This window comes from Providencia sp. UF-224, assembly GCF_058245955.1.
This window is the reverse complement of sequence record NZ_JBSICC010000033.1, coordinates 1-18,460: the sequence shown is the minus strand read 5'-3', so window position 1 is coordinate 18,460 and position 18,460 is coordinate 1. Positions and strand designations below refer to the sequence as shown.

Here is an 18,460-nt window from a genome sequence, read left to right as displayed (position 1 = left end):
AGATAACATCAGATGTTAAATAAAAAAACATACAGGATGGATTTATTACGCTTTAATATCAATAAATTAACATAATTAAATAGGCAGGGTATAAAGTTGCGCATTTTAATTCATTATACGAATAAAGCCAGTATTAATTATTGATTTTATATTCTTCCTAGCATTTCTTAAAAAAATTCAACAGGTCGGATATTCAAGCTCTCTTTAGTTATGATAAAAGAATAATACTGTGAAATGAGATTACAAACACAGCGATAACTAAAGTATAAAACATTCATAATAATGTTGGAGCATGAGAATAATGAATATTGTTGACCGTTTTATTTCTTACACCAAAGTGAACACCACCACTGATCGGGAAAAAGGCGCTGCGGGGATCATGCCATCCTCCGAGGGGCAACGTGTATTAGCGAAACAACTCGTGCAAGAATTAGAAGCACTCGGCGTTGAAGATATCAAACTACGTGATACCGCCATTGTAACAGCCACTCTCCCCTCTAACCTTGATTACGACGTCCCAACTGTCGCATTTTTTGGTCACTTAGATACAAGTGCAGAGCAAACCAATGATACTAAAGCACAAATTTTACCCTATACCGGTGAAGACCTGTGCATGAACAAAGAGTTAAATATTTACCTACGTAAAAGCGAATTCCCTGAGTTGGTCAATTACATTGGCGATGACATCATTGTCACTGATGGAACCAGCTTATTAGGTGCCGATGATAAAGCCGCTATCGCGTCGATTATGGATATGCTGCAATACTTCAAACAAAACCCAGACGTCAAACATGGCACCATCAAAGTCGGTTTTGTACCGGATGAAGAGCAAGGCCTGCGCGGTGCCAAAGTATTTGATGTGAAAGAGTTTGGTGCTGACTTTGCCTACACCCTCGACTGCTGTGGTATTGGTGAATTAGTGTATGAAAACTGGAATGCAGGGGATGCAGAGATTATCTTTACAGGTAAATCAGCTCACCCAATGTCGGCAAAAGGTAAATTAATCAACTCATTACTGATGGCGCAAAAATTTATTGCCATGCTACCGGGCGGTGAAGCACCTGAATATACCGAAGGTCGTGAAGGCTACTACTGGGTCAAGCAAATGTCAGGGAATAGCGCACGTACCGTGTTAAAAATGGACGTTCGAGATTTCACTGAAGAAGGCTACCGTGCACGTATGGCTTTCTTGAAAAAACTGGCTGAAAACTGTGAAGACTTGTGGGGCAAAGAAAGCGTCGTTTGTAAGCTAGCGGATCGCTATTCTAATGTGTATAACAGCCTGCAAGGTGAAAATAGCTATCCGATTGATATTGCTGTCGATGCTTACCACGCCTGTGGCATTACACCAAAAGTTATCCCAATGCGCGGTGGCTATGATGGCGCGGCATTGTCGCAAAATGGCTTACCTTGCCCAAATATTTTCACTGGCGCTCATAACTTCCATTCAATCTATGAATACCTCCCAGTGAAGTCTCTGTATGCAGCAAGTGATGTTCTGAAGCAAGTGGTCCAGATCACCGCTGAACGCTTCAAACCAGGAGCAAAAGCATGATCCCAATTCTAACGGTTCTGATTATCGTTGTTTTGGTTGCACGGTTTATTTTGAAGGGCTACAAAGCAGAACCGGTGTTATTAATCGCCGGTTTAGTGTTGATGATCTTCACCATGGCATTGGGTTGGGGTCCAATCCTGCCTAAAAACGTTGCAACCACAGGGATAACTTGGCTTGACCCATTTGAAGTGATGCGCGACCTTTTCAGTAGTCGTGCAGCAGATCTTGGTTTGATGATCATGGCACTGATGGGCTTTGCACAATATATGGACCATATCGGTGCCAATGAAGCCGTTGTTCGTGTTGCCACTAAGCCTCTGAAAAACATGCGCTCACCCTATGTGTTGTTGTTTTTCTCTTTCTTATTGGCAAGTATCCTACAACTGGCAATCCCATCAGCAACGGGCCTCGCTGTGTTACTCATGGGAACCATGTTCCCGATCATGATTGGCTTAGGTTTGTCGCCCGCATCTGCGGCTGGGGTTATTGCAACCTCCCTTGGTGTTGCATATACACCAACAGCCATCGATGCGATCCGTGGCGCAAAAGCCGTTGATATGTCTGTCGTTGAATATGTGCTTTACTACCAAGGTCCAGCGGCATTAGCCACTGTGCTGGTGGTGGGTATTACCCATATTTTCTGGCAACGTCATTGTGACCGTAAACAAGGCTTTGTGCCTGAGATCGGGAAAGCCGTTCAGTCTCACGAAAAAGAAGAAAGTAAAAAATCCGTCCCGGGATACTATGCATTTCTTCCTATGCTGCCAATCGTAATGGCGGTCGGTACATCCAATTTATTCTTTGCAGGTATTCACTTAGATGTGGTGACCATTGTATTGATTGCGATGGCAATTTGTATGGTGATTGAAACTCTAAGAGTACGCAATTTTAAATTGGTCTGTAATGGCTTCCAAACGTTCCTCAATGGAATGGGGCATGCTTTTAGTAATGTTGTTGGCTTATTGGTTGCTGCTGGGGTATTTGCACATGGTATCAAAGTCAGTGGTGCTATCGACCAACTGATTTTAGGCGCAGAATCTGTCGGTTTGCCGCCGTTTGCCATGGCGATCGTTTTCGCCCTCGTCACACTCGCTGCCGCAATTATCATGGGCTCAGGTAATGCGCCATTCTTAGCGTTTGTGGAGTTAATTCCACAAATCGCACACAGCATGGGCGTGAACCCGATTTCAATGATCCTACCAATGCAGCAAGCTTCCCATATGGGTCGTGGTATGTCTCCAGTTGCAGGGGTGATCATTGCCGTGTCCAGTGGTGCTAAGCTACAGCCTTTCGATGTAGTGAAACGAACGGCGGTGCCGCTAATGGTCGGTTTTGTTGCACACTGTGCAATCATTGGTATCTTCTATTAGTCCATAGCGCTATACGCAAAAATAGAAAAGAGGGAGATTCTCCCTCTTTTTTTGTCTGTTAATCAGACATTAATGGTCACATTGGCAAGCCTTTGCCACATCAAGGTGCTTATCAGGTTCTTTTGGGCAGCAAGCATCAATCGTCTTATTGATAATCTCAGCCAACGTATTAACCGTCGCTATAATCAAAGGAAGTTGCTCACAAACTGTTACACAGCTAGATTTCTCTATTTCTGGGCGCCCAGGAGGCGTTAAGCTATCGCATAAAATTTCCTGTAAGACTAACGTGAAATTCGCGATCCCAGTGGTATAAATGTATGAACGTCCTCCCGTTTGTATTGCTAGGCGCTCGTATTCTTTCGTGACTTTGTCACGGTCACCCAAGGTTGGGAAGCGATCTATATTCGAAGGATCATCATTCGGTGTTCCTTGGTAGGTATACACTTTGACGTGGGCGTTTTGTGCAACGGCAATGGCCTCATTATTTTTCAGTACTGCCGCACTGGTTAATGTCCCTCCACCCCCTTCTAAACCTTCATCACCTAACACAAAAATCGCGCGGCGGGCGTTATCGCGCCAATCAAAATAGTTACTGACATCAATGACAGCACGGCACAAATCCTCTTTGTTGCCAGCATGGTCAATGCCATCAGCCTCTTTAAAAGGCTGCCTCGCTTGTAAGCTCCCTTGGCTAACCCCCAAAGCAGTTAAATAATCACTCACTGACTGATCGAATTTAGTGTTATCCCACGTCCCTTGAATGCCTAAAAATGTCGCTCTTAATTGAGAGGGACAATTTGCTGCGGCTTTTTCAATTGCTGCATCAATTTGCTGGCTCAGGTCATTTGATTCATCTGACATTGAGCCACTGGTATCAATGATAACGACTAAATCCAATGCAATAGAGCCACTGCCAGTGACAACTTGAGAAGTATTAATCGCACCAAACGTATTCGAAGAACCACCTTGTTGAGCCGGCAAATTCATTTTTTCATCATCAACTTGATTATTTATCATATCTTTATCCATTTAATATTCCTTTTAAATTTAAAATAAAAAAATAATTGATTACTTTATTATTTCCTCAAAGTGTTATCGAGGCCATTTATTATCACTGTTTTTTATTTATCATCACCCTACAAAAATTAATAAATACTAATAAAACTCGATATTTATATATTAGTTACTCACCTTTATATTATTTCAAATTTTTTATCACTCATTTAAAAGGAAGTTAAAAAAATAAGTAAAAACATAAGATTACAAAATGACAGTAAAATATAAAACAAGCGATTAATATCATTTAATAATTACTTCAATAAATATGAAAAAATTTGATCAAATCACTGAGATTTACAGCTATTCCTTTCTGTGGCCCTTTCGTATGTACGTGGATATTCCTACGATAAAATCACATTTAAGTCAGCTAGAAACACGAACTATTTTAGATTATGGGTGCGGAGCAGGTTTTATATCACATTGGCTAGAAAAAGAAGGCGCAAAAAATATCGTAGGATTCGATACTTCACCCAACATGCTCAGCCTCGCAAGAAAAAATGCAAAAAAGTATGGTTTAGATATTATTTATACCCCAAGCCTTGATAATTATTTTGAAAATTTTGATTTAGCTCTTGCCATTTATATTATCCCTTATTGCAAGAATTTAGATGAAGTCCGTTCCGTTGTACAGTCAATATATCGTGTATTAAAACCAAATGGCCGTTTAATTTTATTAACAATTAATCCCGATTTTTCTACGGATAGTGAATATTATCGCTCTTATGGTTTCAGATTAATTGAAAAACAACCCAGAAAGGATGGAAGTTCCATTTATTTTAATATTTGTATGCCTCCTTATAATGAAATCGTACAAGCTTACTATTATTCAGATAGCACTTTAGGAAAGGTTATTTTACAAACTGGATTCAACTATCTCCTGTATGAAAATATGATTGCTGACCATCCTGAAACCATAGAACCATTTTTTAATTACCTCCAATGCCCTCATGCTCAACTTATAACGGCAGTGAAAATAGCCTAATTACGGCTAATAAAACTACATTTTGGATAAAAGGACTCAATATGAATTTAAAAACGCGCAGTTTGTTATTATTGCAAAATACCCGCTTTTTAACACTCGCCACGCAAGGTGATGACCAATTACCTTGGGCATCAACCGTCGAACATTGCGTCAAATTAAACCCTCTACGCTTTATTTGGTTCTCATCTCGGCAAGCCAAGCATTCTAAAAATATCCAACATAATGAAAAGGTCAGTGGCTCATTATTTAATCACTCGTTACCTGAAATGCATAAATTGGGACTAGATGGAATGCAATTTACAGGAAAAGCACGAGAGCTATCTGCGCTGGAATGTGAGGAAGCACTGGATGAGTTTTACCCTCAATCCCCCTTTGATGAGGTTTCTGCCACTGCGACTCGAATTCCACTTGATGAACTAACCGGTAATGGTCATTCGCGTTTTTATGAAATCACTGTTGAAAATTTATGGATGTTCGATATGAAAAGCTGGGAGGAAAAACAAGAAAGTCGAAGAGTCACCGTACCAATATCATTGCTTAACAATAAATAAGCTTATTTCCATTAAGCATAAAAAAACCGGCGCCTTACGACACCGGTTTCAATCAAGAGACACTTGGATATCAGAAATTAGTTCTGGTTATCGCTAGTGAAACCCGCATTTAACAGTTCAGCTAAGTTCGCTGTTGCTTCATCTGCACTAACTTGTGGAGCATCCACAACTTCGTTCAGATGACGACGACGAATACGGTCTTGGTGATACGCAAAACCAGTACCCGCTGGGATCAGACGTCCAACAATAACGTTTTCTTTCAGACCACGCAGTTCATCGCGTTTACCCGCAACCGCTGCTTCTGTCAGTACGCGTGTTGTTTCTTGGAACGATGCCGCTGAGATAAAGGATTCTGTTGCCAGAGATGCTTTAGTGATACCCAACAGGTCGCGTGCGTAATTAGCTGGAATTTTACCTTCTTGTTCCAGTTTACGGTTTGAAACTTTAACACGTGAGTACTCGACTTGTTCACCTTCGAGGAATTCAGAGCTTCCTGCATCCGCGATGGTGACTTTACGCAGCATCTGACGAACGATAACTTCGATGTGTTTATCGTTTATCTTAACGCCTTGTAAGCGGTAAACTTCCTGAACCTCGTTCGTGATATAACGCGTAACAGCATGGACACCACGCAGACGCAGAATATCATGTGGAGATTCTGGACCATCAGAAACAACGTCACCACGTTCAACAATCTCACCTTCGAACACGTTGAGCTGACGCCATTTAGGGATCATCTCTTCGTACGGATCGCTACCATCTAATGGCGTGATAACCAGACGACGTTTCCCTTTGGTTTCTTTACCAAACGAGATAATACCGCTGATTTCAGCCAAGATTGCAGGCTCTTTCGGACGACGTGCTTCGAACAAGTCAGCTACGCGTGGCAGACCACCCGTGATATCTTTAGTACCCACAGATTCTTGTGGAATACGCGCTAAAGTATCACCCGCATTGATAGCAACGCCATCGTCTAACTGAACAATTGCTTTACCCGGTAAGAAGTACTGAGTTGGCATGTCCGTGTTAGGGATAAGAACATCGTTACCATTTGCGTCAATAACACGCAGAGCAGGACGCAGGTCTTTACCACCACTGGTACGTTCCGCAGAATCCAGAACAACGATTGAAGACAGACCGGTTAATTCATCAGTCTGACGTGTCATTGTTTGACCATCAAGCATGTCAGAGAAGCTGATGAAACCAGAAACTTCACTGACGACTGGCATGGTATGTGGATCCCAGTTCGCAACAGTCTCGCCACCCGTTACCGCAGCGCCATCACCTTTAGACAGGTGTGCACCATAAGGAACTTTGTAGCTTTCTTTCGTACGACCGAATTCGTCAATTAGACGCAGTTCAGTATTACGTGAAGTAATAACCAGTTTGCCTTCTGAGTTCGTCACGTATTTCGCGTTGAACAGTTTCAGCGTACCTGTGTTACGTACTTGGATGCTAGATTCAGCTGCCGCACGAGATGCCGCACCACCGATGTGGAACGTACGCATCGTTAACTGTGTACCCGGTTCACCGATTGACTGTGCCGCGATAACACCGATAGCTTCACCTTTGTTAATGATATGACCACGAGCAAGGTCACGACCATAACAGTGAGCACACACACCGAAGTCAGTTTCACAACTTACAACTGAACGCACTTTCACGCTGTCGACAGAGTTAGCTTCTAACAGGTCACACAGTTTTTCGTGAAGCAGAGTGTTACGTGGAACCAGAATGTCCGCTGTACCTGGGATCAGGATATCTTCAGCAGTCACACGACCCAGTACACGCTCACGCAATGGTTCTTTAACGTCGCCACCCTCGATAACCGGAGTCATCAGGATACCTTCATGAGTTCCACAGTCGTCTTCAGTAACAACCAAGTCCTGTGCAACGTCGACTAAACGACGAGTCAGATAACCGGAGTTCGCTGTTTTCAATGCGGTATCGGCAAGACCTTTACGCGCACCGTGCGTTGAAATAAAGTACTGGAGAACGTTCAGACCTTCACGGAAGTTTGCCGTGATTGGTGTTTCGATGATGGAGCCATCTGGCTTAGCCATCAGACCACGCATACCCGCCAACTGACGAATCTGAGCGGCGGAACCACGAGCACCGGAGTCGGCCATCATAAAGATACTGTTGAAAGAAACTTGTTGTTCTTCGACGCCATCACGGTTGATAACGGATTCAGTTGACAAGTTTTCCATCATCGCTTTAGCAACACGTTCGTTTGCCGCTGCCCAGATATCGATAACCTTGTTGTAACGTTCGCCTGCTGTAACCAGACCAGACTGGAACTGTTCCTGAATTTCTGCCACTTCCGCTTCTGCTTCGGCGATGATCCCAGCTTTTTTCTCTGGAATAACCATATCGTCGATACCAACTGATGCACCTGAACGTGCCGCATAGGCAAATCCGGTATACATGATTTGGTCAGCAAAAATAACCGTAGGCTTCAGGCCCAGAACACGGTAACAGGTGTTCAGCATTTTAGAGATCGCTTTCTTACCTAACGCTTGGTTAACCAGCGCGTAAGGCAGACCTTTTGGTACGATCATCCATAAAATTGCACGACCAACCGTGGTATCAACTAACCCCGTGTTGATAGTGATGTTACCTTCCGAATCTTTTACTTCTTCAGTGATACGGACTTTAACGCGGGCATGCAGTGAAGCATGACCTGAACGATAAACACGCTCAGCTTCTTTAGGACCGGCTAATACCATGCCCTCGCCTTTCGCGTTTACGCAGTCACGCGTCATGTAGTAGAGACCCAATACAACGTCCTGTGAAGGAACGATGATAGGCTCACCACTTGCTGGTGACAGGATGTTGTTGGTTGACATCATCAACGCACGTGCTTCTAACTGAGCTTCCAGAGTCAGAGGAACGTGTACCGCCATTTGGTCTCCATCGAAGTCGGCGTTGTATGCCGCACAAACGAGTGGGTGCAATTGGATAGCTTTACCTTCGATCAGAATTGGCTCGAACGCTTGGATACCCAGACGGTGAAGTGTTGGTGCACGGTTCAGCATAACTGGGTGTTCGCGGATAACTTCATCCAAGATATCCCAAACAACCGCTTCTTCGCGCTCAACCATTTTCTTCGCAGCTTTGATGGTTGTAGCCAGACCACGTAATTCTAATTTGCCATAGATAAATGGTTTGAATAATTCAAGAGCCATTTTCTTCGGCAGACCGCACTGATGCAGACGCAGGTATGGACCTACGGTGATAACAGAACGACCTGAGTAGTCAACACGCTTACCAAGTAAGTTCTGACGGAAACGACCTTGTTTACCTTTGATCATATCTGCCAAAGATTTCAGAGGGCGTTTGTTAGAACCTGTGATAGCACGACCACGACGACCGTTATCTAACAGCGCATCAACCGCTTCTTGCAACATACGTTTTTCGTTACGTACGATGATGTCTGGCGCAGCCAGATCCAGAAGACGTTTCAGACGGTTATTACGGTTGATCACGCGACGATACAGATCGTTCAGATCCGACGTAGCGAAACGGCCACCATCCAGTGGAACTAATGGACGCAGATCCGGTGGTAATACTGGCAGCACGTTTAAGATCATCCACTCTGGTTTGTTACCAGATTGAATGAACGCTTCCAGCAGTTTGATACGTTTGGTCAGCTTTTTACGCTTAGTTTCAGAGTTAGTTTCGTTTAACTCTTCACGCAGCGTTTCACACTCGTTCTCAAGATCGAGGTTTTTCAGCAGGCCTTGGATAGCTTCCGCACCCATTTTCGCATCAAATTCGTCACCGAATTCTTCCAGCGCATCTAAGTATTGCTCTTCTGTCAGAATCTGTGCGCGCTCAAGGCTAGTCATACCGCCTTCAACAACCACATATGATTCAAAGTACAGAACGCGTTCGATATCGCGCAGTGGCATATCGAGCAGCAAACCGATACGGGATGGCAGTGATTTTAAGAACCAAATATGTGCAGTCGGAGAAGCAAGTTCAATGTGACCCATGCGCTCACGACGGACTTTGGTTTGTGTAACTTCAACGCCACACTTCTCACAAATCACACCGCGGTGTTTTAAACGTTTGTACTTACCGCACAGACATTCGTAGTCTTTTACTGGCCCGAAAATACGCGCACAGAAAAGACCATCACGCTCAGGTTTGAACGTACGGTAGTTAATGGTTTCTGGCTTTTTCACTTCACCGAATGACCATGAACGGATCATATCAGGTGATGCCAGAGCAATCTTGATAGCATCAAACTCTTCGGTCTTGGTTTGCGCTTTCAGAAACTTTATTAAGTCTTTCACAAAATGCTCCTGTCGGAGTTAGACCTGTCAGGTGAGTGTTCAAAGCCACTCTCCCCAAATCCCAGTGCTTACATTGGCCGGAAGGCGAACCCTCCGGCACAAAACGAATTACTCGTCTTCCAGCTCGATGTTGATACCCAGTGAGCGGATTTCTTTCAGCAATACGTTGAAAGATTCCGGCATGCCAGGCTCCATCTGATGGCTGCCATCGACGATGTTTTTATACATCTTCGTACGGCCGTTAACGTCATCCGATTTAACTGTAAGCATTTCTTGAAGAGTATAGGCTGCACCGTATGCTTCCAGTGCCCACACTTCCATCTCCCCGAAACGCTGACCACCGAACTGCGCTTTACCACCCAGCGGTTGCTGAGTAACCAAGCTGTAAGAACCTGTTGAACGGGCGTGCATCTTATCGTCAACCAAGTGGTTCAGTTTCAGCATGTACATGTAGCCGACAGTAACTTGACGCTCAAAACGCTCGCCAGTACGACCATCGAATAATGTAATCTGACCTGAAGTTGGTAGACCGCCCAGTTTCAGCAGTTCTTTGATTTCTTTCTCTTTCGCACCATCAAACACTGGTGTCGCAATTGGCATACCTTTTTTCAGGTTCTCAGCCAAACGCATAACTTCTTCGTCAGAGAAAGTGTTCAAGTCAACTTTCTGGCGTGGATCATCACCTAAATCGTACGCTTTTTGGATAAACTCACGCAGTTTGGCAACTTCTTCATGCTGTTTAAGCATAGCATTGATTTTCTCACCAATACCTTTTGCTGCCATCCCTAAGTGGGTTTCCAAAATCTGACCGATGTTCATACGTGATGGTACGCCCAGTGGGTTCAGAACGATGTCAACTGGGTTACCGTTTTCATCATAAGGCATGTCTTCAACTGGGTTGATTTTTGAGATAACACCTTTGTTACCATGGCGACCCGCCATTTTATCACCCGGTTGGATCTGACGTTTAACAGCCAGATAAACCTTAACAATTTTCAGTACGCCAGGTGCCAGATCATCACCTTGGGTAATCTTACGACGTTTAGCATCGAGTTTTTTCTCGAACTCAGATTTCAGTTCGTCATACTGTTCAGCTAATTGCTCTAACTGGTTTTGCTTCTCTTCATCAGCTAAAGATAACTCTAACCAACGGTCGCGAGGCAGTTTGTCCAGTTTTTCAGCTTCAATTCCGCCGTTAACCAGTACAGAACGGATACGAGCAAACAGGCCAGCTTCGAAAATACGCAGCTCTTCTGTTAAGTCTTTCTTCGCATCACGTAACTGAGTTTCTTCGATCTCTAACGCACGTTTGTCTTTCTCTACACCATCACGGGTAAATACTTGTACGTCGATAACCGTACCAGAAACACCGTTAGGAACACGTAAAGAAGAGTCTTTAACGTCTGACGCTTTTTCACCGAAGATAGCACGCAGCAGTTTCTCTTCTGGGGTTAACTGAGTTTCACCTTTCGGTGTTACTTTACCAACCAGAATGTCGCCGCCTTTCACTTCTGCACCGATATAAACGATACCAGATTCATCCAGTTTAGAAAGTGCAGCTTCACCGACGTTTGGAATATCCGCAGTGATTTCTTCAGGCCCTAATTTGGTGTCACGAGACACACAAGACAGTTCCTGAATGTGAATAGTTGTGAAACGGTCTTCTTGAACAACACGCTCAGAAACTAAGATGGAGTCTTCGAAGTTATAACCATTCCATGGCATGAATGCCACGCGCATGTTTTGACCCAGTGCTAATTCGCCGAGGTCTGTTGAAGGACCATCTGCTAACACATCACCACGTTCAACTGGCTCACCTAAAGATACACAAGGCATCTGGCTAATACAGGTGTTCTGGTTAGAACGGGTATATTTAGTCAGGTTATAAATGTCGATTCCAGCTTCGCCCGGATACATCTCATCTTCGTTAACTTTGATAACGATACGAGAGGCATCAACGTACTGAACTGAACCACCACGTCTTGCAACAGCTGTTACACCAGAGTCAACCGCTACTGCACGTTCCATACCTGTACCGACTAATGGTTTGTCAGCGCGTAAAGTTGGAACCGCTTGACGTTGCATGTTCGCACCCATCAATGCACGGTTGGCGTCATCGTGTTCAAGGAATGGGATCAGTGACGCACCAACAGAAACAACCTGTTGAGTCGAAACGTCCATATATTCAACCTGTTCGCGGCTGAATAAGCTTGATTCACCTTTGTTACGACAAGTGACTAATTCTTCGATAAAGCTACCATCTTCACCTAATACGGTGTTCGCCTGAGCAATGATGAAGTTACCTTCTTCAATCGCAGACAGATAGTGGATTTCATCAGTCACTAAGCCATCACGAACTAAACGGTATGGGGTTTCTAAGAAACCGTACTCATTGGTCTGTGCATAAACAGATAATGAGTTGATCAGACCGATGTTTGGACCTTCAGGCGTTTCGATTGGACATACACGACCGTAGTGAGTTGGATGTACGTCACGTACTTCAAAGCCCGCACGTTCACGAGTCAAACCACCTGGGCCTAATGCAGAGATACGACGTTTGTGCGTAATTTCAGACAGTGGGTTGTTCTGGTCCATAAATTGTGACAGCTGGCTGGAACCAAAGAACTCTTTAACTGCGGCTGAAATAGGCTTAGCGTTGATCATATCCTGTGGCATCAATGCATCGAGGTCGCCCAGAGAAAGACGCTCTTTCACTGCACGCTCAACACGAACCAGACCGACACGGAATTGGTTCTCTGCCATCTCGCCAACGGAACGAATACGACGGTTACCTAAGTGGTCGATGTCATCGACTTCGCCTTTACCGTTACGGATATCGATGAGTTTGCGCATCACCTCGATGATGTCTTCTTCGCTCAGGATACCAGAACCTTCGATTTCATCGCGGTTCAGTGAACGGTTGAACTTCATACGACCTACAGCAGACAAGTCGTAACGGTCTTCAGAGAAGAACAGGTTCTCGAACAGGTTTTCTGCCGCTTCACGGGTCGGTGGCTCACCAGGACGCATCATGCGGTAGATTTCTACCAATGCACTCAGACGGTCGTTAGTTGGATCGACACGAACGGTTTCAGAAATGTAAGCACCGTGGTCTAAGTCATTGGTAAACAATGTTTCGATTGTTTTATGACCAGATTGGCTCAGACGTGCCAACATGTCTAAAGAAAGCTCCATGTTCGCTGCACAAATCAGCTCACCGGTGCTTTCATCGATGTAGTCTCTTGCAACAACTTTGCCTGCGATATATTCAACAGGAACTTCGATGTTGTTAACTTCTTCTTTTTCTAACTGACGAATATGACGTGCAGTGATACGGCGGCCTTTTTCAACATAGACTTTACCGTTCGCTTCGATATCAAAAGAAGCAGTTTCACCACGCAGACGCTCAGGAACCAGCGTCATCATCAGTTTATTATCACGGATTTGGAATACAGTTTTATCGAAGAACAGATTTAAGATTTCTTCGGTATTGTAATCCATTGCACGCAGAATAATGGTCGCAGGTAATTTACGGCGACGGTCAATACGTACAAACAGGTTATCTTTCGGGTCGAATTCGAAATCAAGCCATGAACCACGGTAAGGGATAATACGTGCGTTATATAACACTTTACCTGAAGAGTGTGTTTTACCTTTATCGCTATCGAAGAATACACCTGGACTACGGTGTAACTGGGATACGATAACACGCTCTGTACCGTTGATAACGAAAGTTCCGTTTTCAGTCATGAGTGGAATTTCACCCATGTAGACTTCTTGTTCTTTGATATCTTTAACGGTGCCTTCTGGTGCTTCACGCTCATAAACGATGAGGCGTAATTTAACACGCAGAGGAGCAGAATAAGTTACACCGCGAATTTGACATTCTTTAACATCAAAAACAGGCTCGCCTAAACGATAGCTGACATATTGCAGTTCAGCATTACCACTGTAGCTCTGAATTGGAAACACAGAACGGAAAGCTGCTTCCAGCCCATTCTGGCCATCGGGATCTTGCTCGATAAACTTCTGGAACGAGTCAAGTTGGATAGAAAGGAGGTAAGGTATGTCCAAAACTTGTGGACGTTTACCAAAGTCCTTACGAATACGTTTTTTCTCGGTATAGGAGTAAACCATAGGTTTCCTCAGCTCGTTGATCAGTGACCCAAGTGGTTAGCTCTTAAAAAAGAGTCTTAACCGCAACGCGTTTTATATAAGAAATGGAAAATGAATACTTTCCGTAATACTCATTGCTATTACTCTTAAATCATTTCATTGTGCGCTTTGGCTACCGAGCTACCCGAGCGGGTCGTAGCGAAGAACACAGTATATTAAGTCGTCAATAGAAAGAAGTATTGGAGGGTTGTTGTTAACAATAAAACTGCGTGAAAAGCTGTTAACACCCATCACGCTTTACAGCGCAAAAAGGCTGGTGATTAAAAAATCACCAGCCGTCAGCCTAATTAGATTAAGCTGCGTTCTTGAAATTGAACTTATTTAAGTTCAACAGAAGCGCCTGCTTCTTCAAGAGCTTTCTTCAGAGTTTCAGCTTCGTCTTTGCTTGCAGCTTCTTTGATAGTTGCTGGAGCTGATTCTACCATGTCTTTAGCTTCTTTCAGGCCAAGACCGGTTGCGCCACGAACTGCTTTGATAACTGCAACTTTGTTACCGCCGATAGCAGACAGAACAACGTCGAATTCAGTTTTTTCTTCAGCAGCTTCAGCAGCAGCACCTGGAGCAACAGCAACAGCCGCAGCAGCAGAAACGCCGAATTTTTCTTCCATCATAGTAATCAGTTCAACAACGTCCATTACAGACATTTCTGCAACTGCATCAAGGATTTGGTCTTTAGTGATAGACATAACAAGTGTTCCTAAAATTCAGAAATAGTTTATACGTTAAAAAGCAACGAAGGAAAGGGCTTATGCAGCTTCTTTCTGATCGCGCAGAGCAGCCAGAGTACGAACCAATTTGCCGGCAGCGGCTTCTTTCATGGTTGCCATCAGGCGTGCGATTGCTTCATCGTAAGTTGGGAGAGTTGCCAGACGATCGATATCTTTCGCTTGGATTAACTCACCTTCAAAGGCCGCAGCTTTAATCTCAAATGCTGGATTCGCTTTCGCGAACTCTTTGAACAGACGAGCGCCAGCGCCCGGGTGTTCGTTAGAGAAAGCAATTAAGGTTGGACCGACAAACACGTCTTTCAGTACATCGTAAGAAGTACCTTCAACAGCACGGCGAATCAGTGTGTTACGAACAACACGGATATAAACGCCAGCTTCGCGACCTGCTTTACGCAGTTCAGTCATTTTTGCTACAGTTACGCCGCGTGAATCAGCAACAACTGCAGAAAGCGCGCCTTTGGCTACTTCGCTGACTTCAGCAACAATCGCTTGTTTGTCTTGAAGATTTAGTGCCATTAGCTTCTTGCTCCTGGATTAACCGGGAAAACCCCGGGACTCACATCACTCAGATACAACATGTATTTGAGCGCTAAAACACGGTGAGCAGAATAGAATCCAGAATAAAATTCTAGGTATCTCTGTCACCGTCTACGCAGGTAAATTAAGTGACTATAAATAGCACACCTGCGGTCTTGGACGGGGTCTGGAAAGGCCAGACTCCATACCGAAATTTGTGGTTTGTTGGATATATTGCTACACCCAACAAACTCAAGGCGTCAAATTTTATACAAATTTGACGCAAAGGTAAAGCCTAATTACTTATTAGCCGAAGCTATAGCAATTAAACTGTCGCTGACAGACCAGCTTGGTCAACAGCAACACCTGCACCCATAGTGGTAGACAGGCTAACTTTCTTGATGAAAATGCCTTTAGCAGAAGCTGGTTTTGCTTTTTTCAGCGCGATCAGCAGTGCTTCTAGGTTTTCTTTCAGTTTGTCAGCGTCGAAATCAACTTTACCGATAGTGGTGTGGATGATTCCGTTTTTGTCGTTACGGTAACGAACCTGACCAGCTTTAGCGTTATTAACTGCTTCAGCAACGTTAGGAGTTACAGTACCAACTTTCGGGTTTGGCATCAGACCACGTGGGCCTAAAACTTGACCTAATTGGCCAACAACGCGCATTGCATCTGGAGAAGCAATAACAACGTCAAAGTCCATTTCGCCAGCTTTGATTTTATCAGCCAGATCTTCCATACCAACCAGTTCAGCGCCAGCCGCTTTAGCAGCTTCAGCGTTTGCGCCTTGTGCGAACACAGCAACGCGAACTGAACGGCCAGTACCGTGTGGCAGTACAGTTGCACCGCGAACGTTCTGGTCAGATTTACGAGCATCGATGCCCAGGTTAACAGCAACGTCAACGCTTTCAACGAATTTAGCAGTCGCTAATTCTTTCAGCAGTGCAACGGCTTCAGCGATGTCATACTGTTTAGTAGCATCAACTTTCTCACGGATATTGCGCATGCGCTTAGTCAGTTTAGCCATTGTCTTAGTCCTCCACAACCAGGCCCATGGAACGAGCAGTACCTTCGATTGAACGCATCATAGCGTCAACGTCAGCACCAGTCATGTCCGCAGCTTTAGTTTCAGCGATTTCGCGAATCTGAGCAGAGGTCACTTTACCAACTTTGTCTTTGTTAGGCTTGCCTGAACCAGACTTAACGCCAGCTGCTTTTTTCAGCAGAACTGCTGCAGGTGGAGTTTTGGTAACGAAAGTGAAAGAACGGTCTGCGTAAACAGTAATAACAACAGGAATTGGTAAACCTTTTTCCAGGCTATCTGTTTTTGCGTTGAACGCTTTACAGAATTCCATGATGTTAACACCTTGTTGACCCAGAGCTGGACCAACTGGTGGACTTGGGTTCGCCATACCAGCTGCAACTTGCAACTTGACGTAGGCTTGAACTTTCTTAGCCATGATATTTCCTCTAGATGGGTGATAACGCCTTAACGTTTGTAAGGCTCCCCGTTAATTAAACATGCCCCGCCTATGTAAGCTCAATTAAGAAGCAAATTGGCAAAGCATAAAAACAAAAGGCGCGAAATTGTAGTCAAATTTCACGCCTTTTGCAAGTCAGTTTTGTCGTTTAGATTAAGCTTTTTCTACTTGACCAAAATCTAATTCGACTGGAGTTGCACGACCAAAGATAGAAACAGAGACTTTTAAGCGGCTCTTTTCGTAGTCGATTTCTTCGACAATACCATTAAAGTCAGCAAATGGACCTTCGCTAACACGAACCATTTCACCTGGTTCGAACAGTGTTTTCGGACGTGGTTTATCACCAACTTGTTGCAAGCGGTTCATGATAGCATCAACTTCTTTATCGCTAATTGGTGCTGGACGATCTGACGTCCCACCAATGAACCCCATTACACGAGGAACACTACGTACTAAGTGCCAAGAGTCATCATTCATGACCATTTGGACTAAGACATAGCCTGGGAAGAATTTACGTTCACTCTTACGGCGCTGACCGCTACGAATTTCAACAACTTCTTCTGTTGGAACCATAACTTCGCCAAAAGAATCTTCCATAGCATGTAATTTGATATGTTCACGTAAAGATTGAGCTACGCGACCTTCAAAACCAGAGAATGCCTGAATGACATACCAGCGCTTTTTAGGTGAATCGGACATTTAGAATAACCTCAGGCTTGTAATAAATGAAACTAAACGCACCAGGATACCATCTAATCCCCACAGTATTAATGACATTACAGCCGTTACTGCAGCAACAATTAAAGTAGTTTGTAATGTTTCCTGGCGAGTTGGCCAAATGACTTTTCTCATCTCGACACGAGCTTCGCGTGCAAACGCCAGTGTTGCTTTACCTTTTGTTGTCCATAAAGCGACAGCACCTGCAATAGCGACCACAGCCACAACTGCAAAAGCACGCAGCGCGAGATTATATTGACGGAAGTAATAGTTGCCAACAATCGCAATTATTAATAGGGCACAGACAATTACCCATTTGAAAATGTCTGCACTGCGTCCACTTCCTTGAGCTTCGCTATTCGCACTCATAATTCAACCTGTTACCATGAAGTATGTACAAAGCCTGTTACCTACAAGGGTAAGTAATCAAGCCAAACCAATAGAATATGCCAACATATCCCTCAATTACTACAAACCAAGCCTGCAAAATTTGATAGGGATATCAATAACATCACCCGCGAGTTAAAACAATTAGCCTTGTTGATGGAGGTAATTAGCGCTATTCGTTCTGCAAATACAGCCCATGCAGCCACATTCTATTTCGCAAGTACTATTCGTTCGTCAGTACTTTCCATTTCACAAGTGCTATCCATTTTGCAGGAATTTTCAGCATGCTCAGTAAATTTTCAGCCACACCAATTGGAAAAATTAGGTTCTTTTTGTGGCAGCGGTAAAATATACCATATCTTCTGAGCAAAACCTTAATAAATCTCATATAACTGCGCAAAGGAGTTCACGCAATTATCAATTCGTTGTTTCAGAGCCTATCTCACCAATAATTATTGAGAAATGATTGATGAGATAGGTTCTTAATTTTGCAACGTATAAAAAGGACGTCTATAAGACGCCCTTTTTACTAAGTAGTTCTTTCTTATTCAGAAAGAGCGGTATTATGCAATGATTTTTGCAACAACACCCGCACCTACAGTACGGCCACCTTCACGGATTGCGAAACGTAAACCGT

At 44.0% G+C, this 18,460-nt stretch carries 14 protein-coding genes; 4 read left to right on the top strand and 10 right to left on the bottom strand.

Annotated features, from left to right (window positions below; genetic code table 11):
* Positions 1-301 precede the first annotated feature (301 nt).
* Both pepT and dcuC read left to right on the top strand, forming a co-directional pair.
* The gene (gene pepT, locus AC4IFO_RS20060; protein WP_490737101.1) at positions 302-1,555 is read left to right on the top strand and encodes a peptidase T; all 1,254 of its coding nucleotides are present in this window, start codon (positions 302-304) and stop codon (positions 1,553-1,555) included.
* A complete protein-coding gene (gene dcuC, locus AC4IFO_RS20055; RefSeq protein WP_490737099.1) occupies positions 1,552-2,925 on the top strand; it encodes a C4-dicarboxylate transporter DcuC in 1,374 nt (457 codons plus the stop codon). The genes pepT and dcuC overlap by 4 nt, the downstream gene beginning before the upstream one ends.
* A 69-nt stretch (positions 2,926-2,994) precedes the next feature.
* Here dcuC and AC4IFO_RS20050 read toward each other — a convergent pair whose 3' ends face one another.
* Entirely contained in the window at positions 2,995-3,912 is a 918-nt protein-coding gene (locus AC4IFO_RS20050; protein WP_490737137.1) for a VWA domain-containing protein, read from the bottom strand.
* Between the two features lie 337 nt (positions 3,913-4,249).
* On the opposite strand from AC4IFO_RS20050, the gene AC4IFO_RS20045 reads away from it, so the two are divergent.
* Positions 4,250-4,966 (top strand): class I SAM-dependent methyltransferase, encoded by a 717-nt coding sequence (locus AC4IFO_RS20045; RefSeq protein ID WP_490737097.1) that lies wholly within the window; start codon positions 4,250-4,252, stop codon positions 4,964-4,966.
* A 41-nt stretch (positions 4,967-5,007) separates the two neighbouring features.
* Positions 5,008-5,517 carry a pyridoxamine 5'-phosphate oxidase family protein gene (locus tag AC4IFO_RS20040; RefSeq protein ID WP_490737095.1) on the top strand — a complete coding sequence of 170 codons (510 nt, stop codon included), beginning with the start codon at positions 5,008-5,010 and terminating at the stop codon, positions 5,515-5,517.
* Positions 5,518-5,594: 77 nt separating this feature from the next.
* Here the strand turns inward: AC4IFO_RS20040 and rpoC are convergent, their stop codons facing one another.
* The 9 genes from rpoC to AC4IFO_RS19995 form a co-directional block, all read right to left on the bottom strand.
* Positions 5,595-9,818 (bottom strand): DNA-directed RNA polymerase subunit beta', encoded by a 4,224-nt coding sequence (rpoC, locus tag AC4IFO_RS20035; protein ID WP_490737093.1) that lies wholly within the window; start codon positions 9,816-9,818, stop codon positions 5,595-5,597.
* A gap of 108 nt (positions 9,819-9,926) precedes the next feature.
* A complete protein-coding gene (gene rpoB, locus AC4IFO_RS20030) occupies positions 9,927-13,955 on the bottom strand; it encodes a DNA-directed RNA polymerase subunit beta (RefSeq protein ID WP_490737091.1) in 4,029 nt (1,342 codons plus the stop codon).
* Between the two features lie 356 nt (positions 13,956-14,311).
* Positions 14,312-14,680 carry a 50S ribosomal protein L7/L12 gene (gene rplL / locus AC4IFO_RS20025; protein WP_219245466.1) on the bottom strand — a complete coding sequence of 123 codons (369 nt, stop codon included), beginning with the start codon at positions 14,678-14,680 and terminating at the stop codon, positions 14,312-14,314.
* 60 nt (positions 14,681-14,740) lie between these two features.
* Positions 14,741-15,238, bottom strand: coding sequence for a 50S ribosomal protein L10 (rplJ, locus tag AC4IFO_RS20020; protein WP_102140205.1), 498 nt, complete (start codon positions 15,236-15,238; stop codon positions 14,741-14,743).
* A 325-nt stretch (positions 15,239-15,563) separates the two neighbouring features.
* On the bottom strand, positions 15,564-16,265 hold the full coding sequence (rplA, locus tag AC4IFO_RS20015; protein ID WP_490737088.1) for a 50S ribosomal protein L1: 702 nt from the start codon (positions 16,263-16,265) through the stop codon (positions 15,564-15,566).
* Positions 16,266-16,269: 4 nt separating this feature from the next.
* Positions 16,270-16,698, bottom strand: coding sequence for a 50S ribosomal protein L11 (rplK, locus tag AC4IFO_RS20010; protein ID WP_004264379.1), 429 nt, complete (start codon positions 16,696-16,698; stop codon positions 16,270-16,272).
* A gap of 174 nt (positions 16,699-16,872) precedes the next feature.
* Positions 16,873-17,418: a transcription termination/antitermination protein NusG gene (nusG, locus tag AC4IFO_RS20005; protein ID WP_490737086.1), complete on the bottom strand. Its 546-nt coding sequence runs from the start codon at positions 17,416-17,418 to the stop codon at positions 16,873-16,875.
* Positions 17,419-17,805: a preprotein translocase subunit SecE gene (secE, locus tag AC4IFO_RS20000; RefSeq protein ID WP_004265885.1), complete on the bottom strand. Its 387-nt coding sequence runs from the start codon at positions 17,803-17,805 to the stop codon at positions 17,419-17,421.
* Positions 17,806-18,386: 581 nt separating this feature from the next.
* Positions 18,387-18,460: EF-Tu C-terminal domain-related protein (locus tag AC4IFO_RS19995; RefSeq protein ID WP_202932829.1), on the bottom strand; the 74-nt coding region annotated here is incomplete at its 5' end.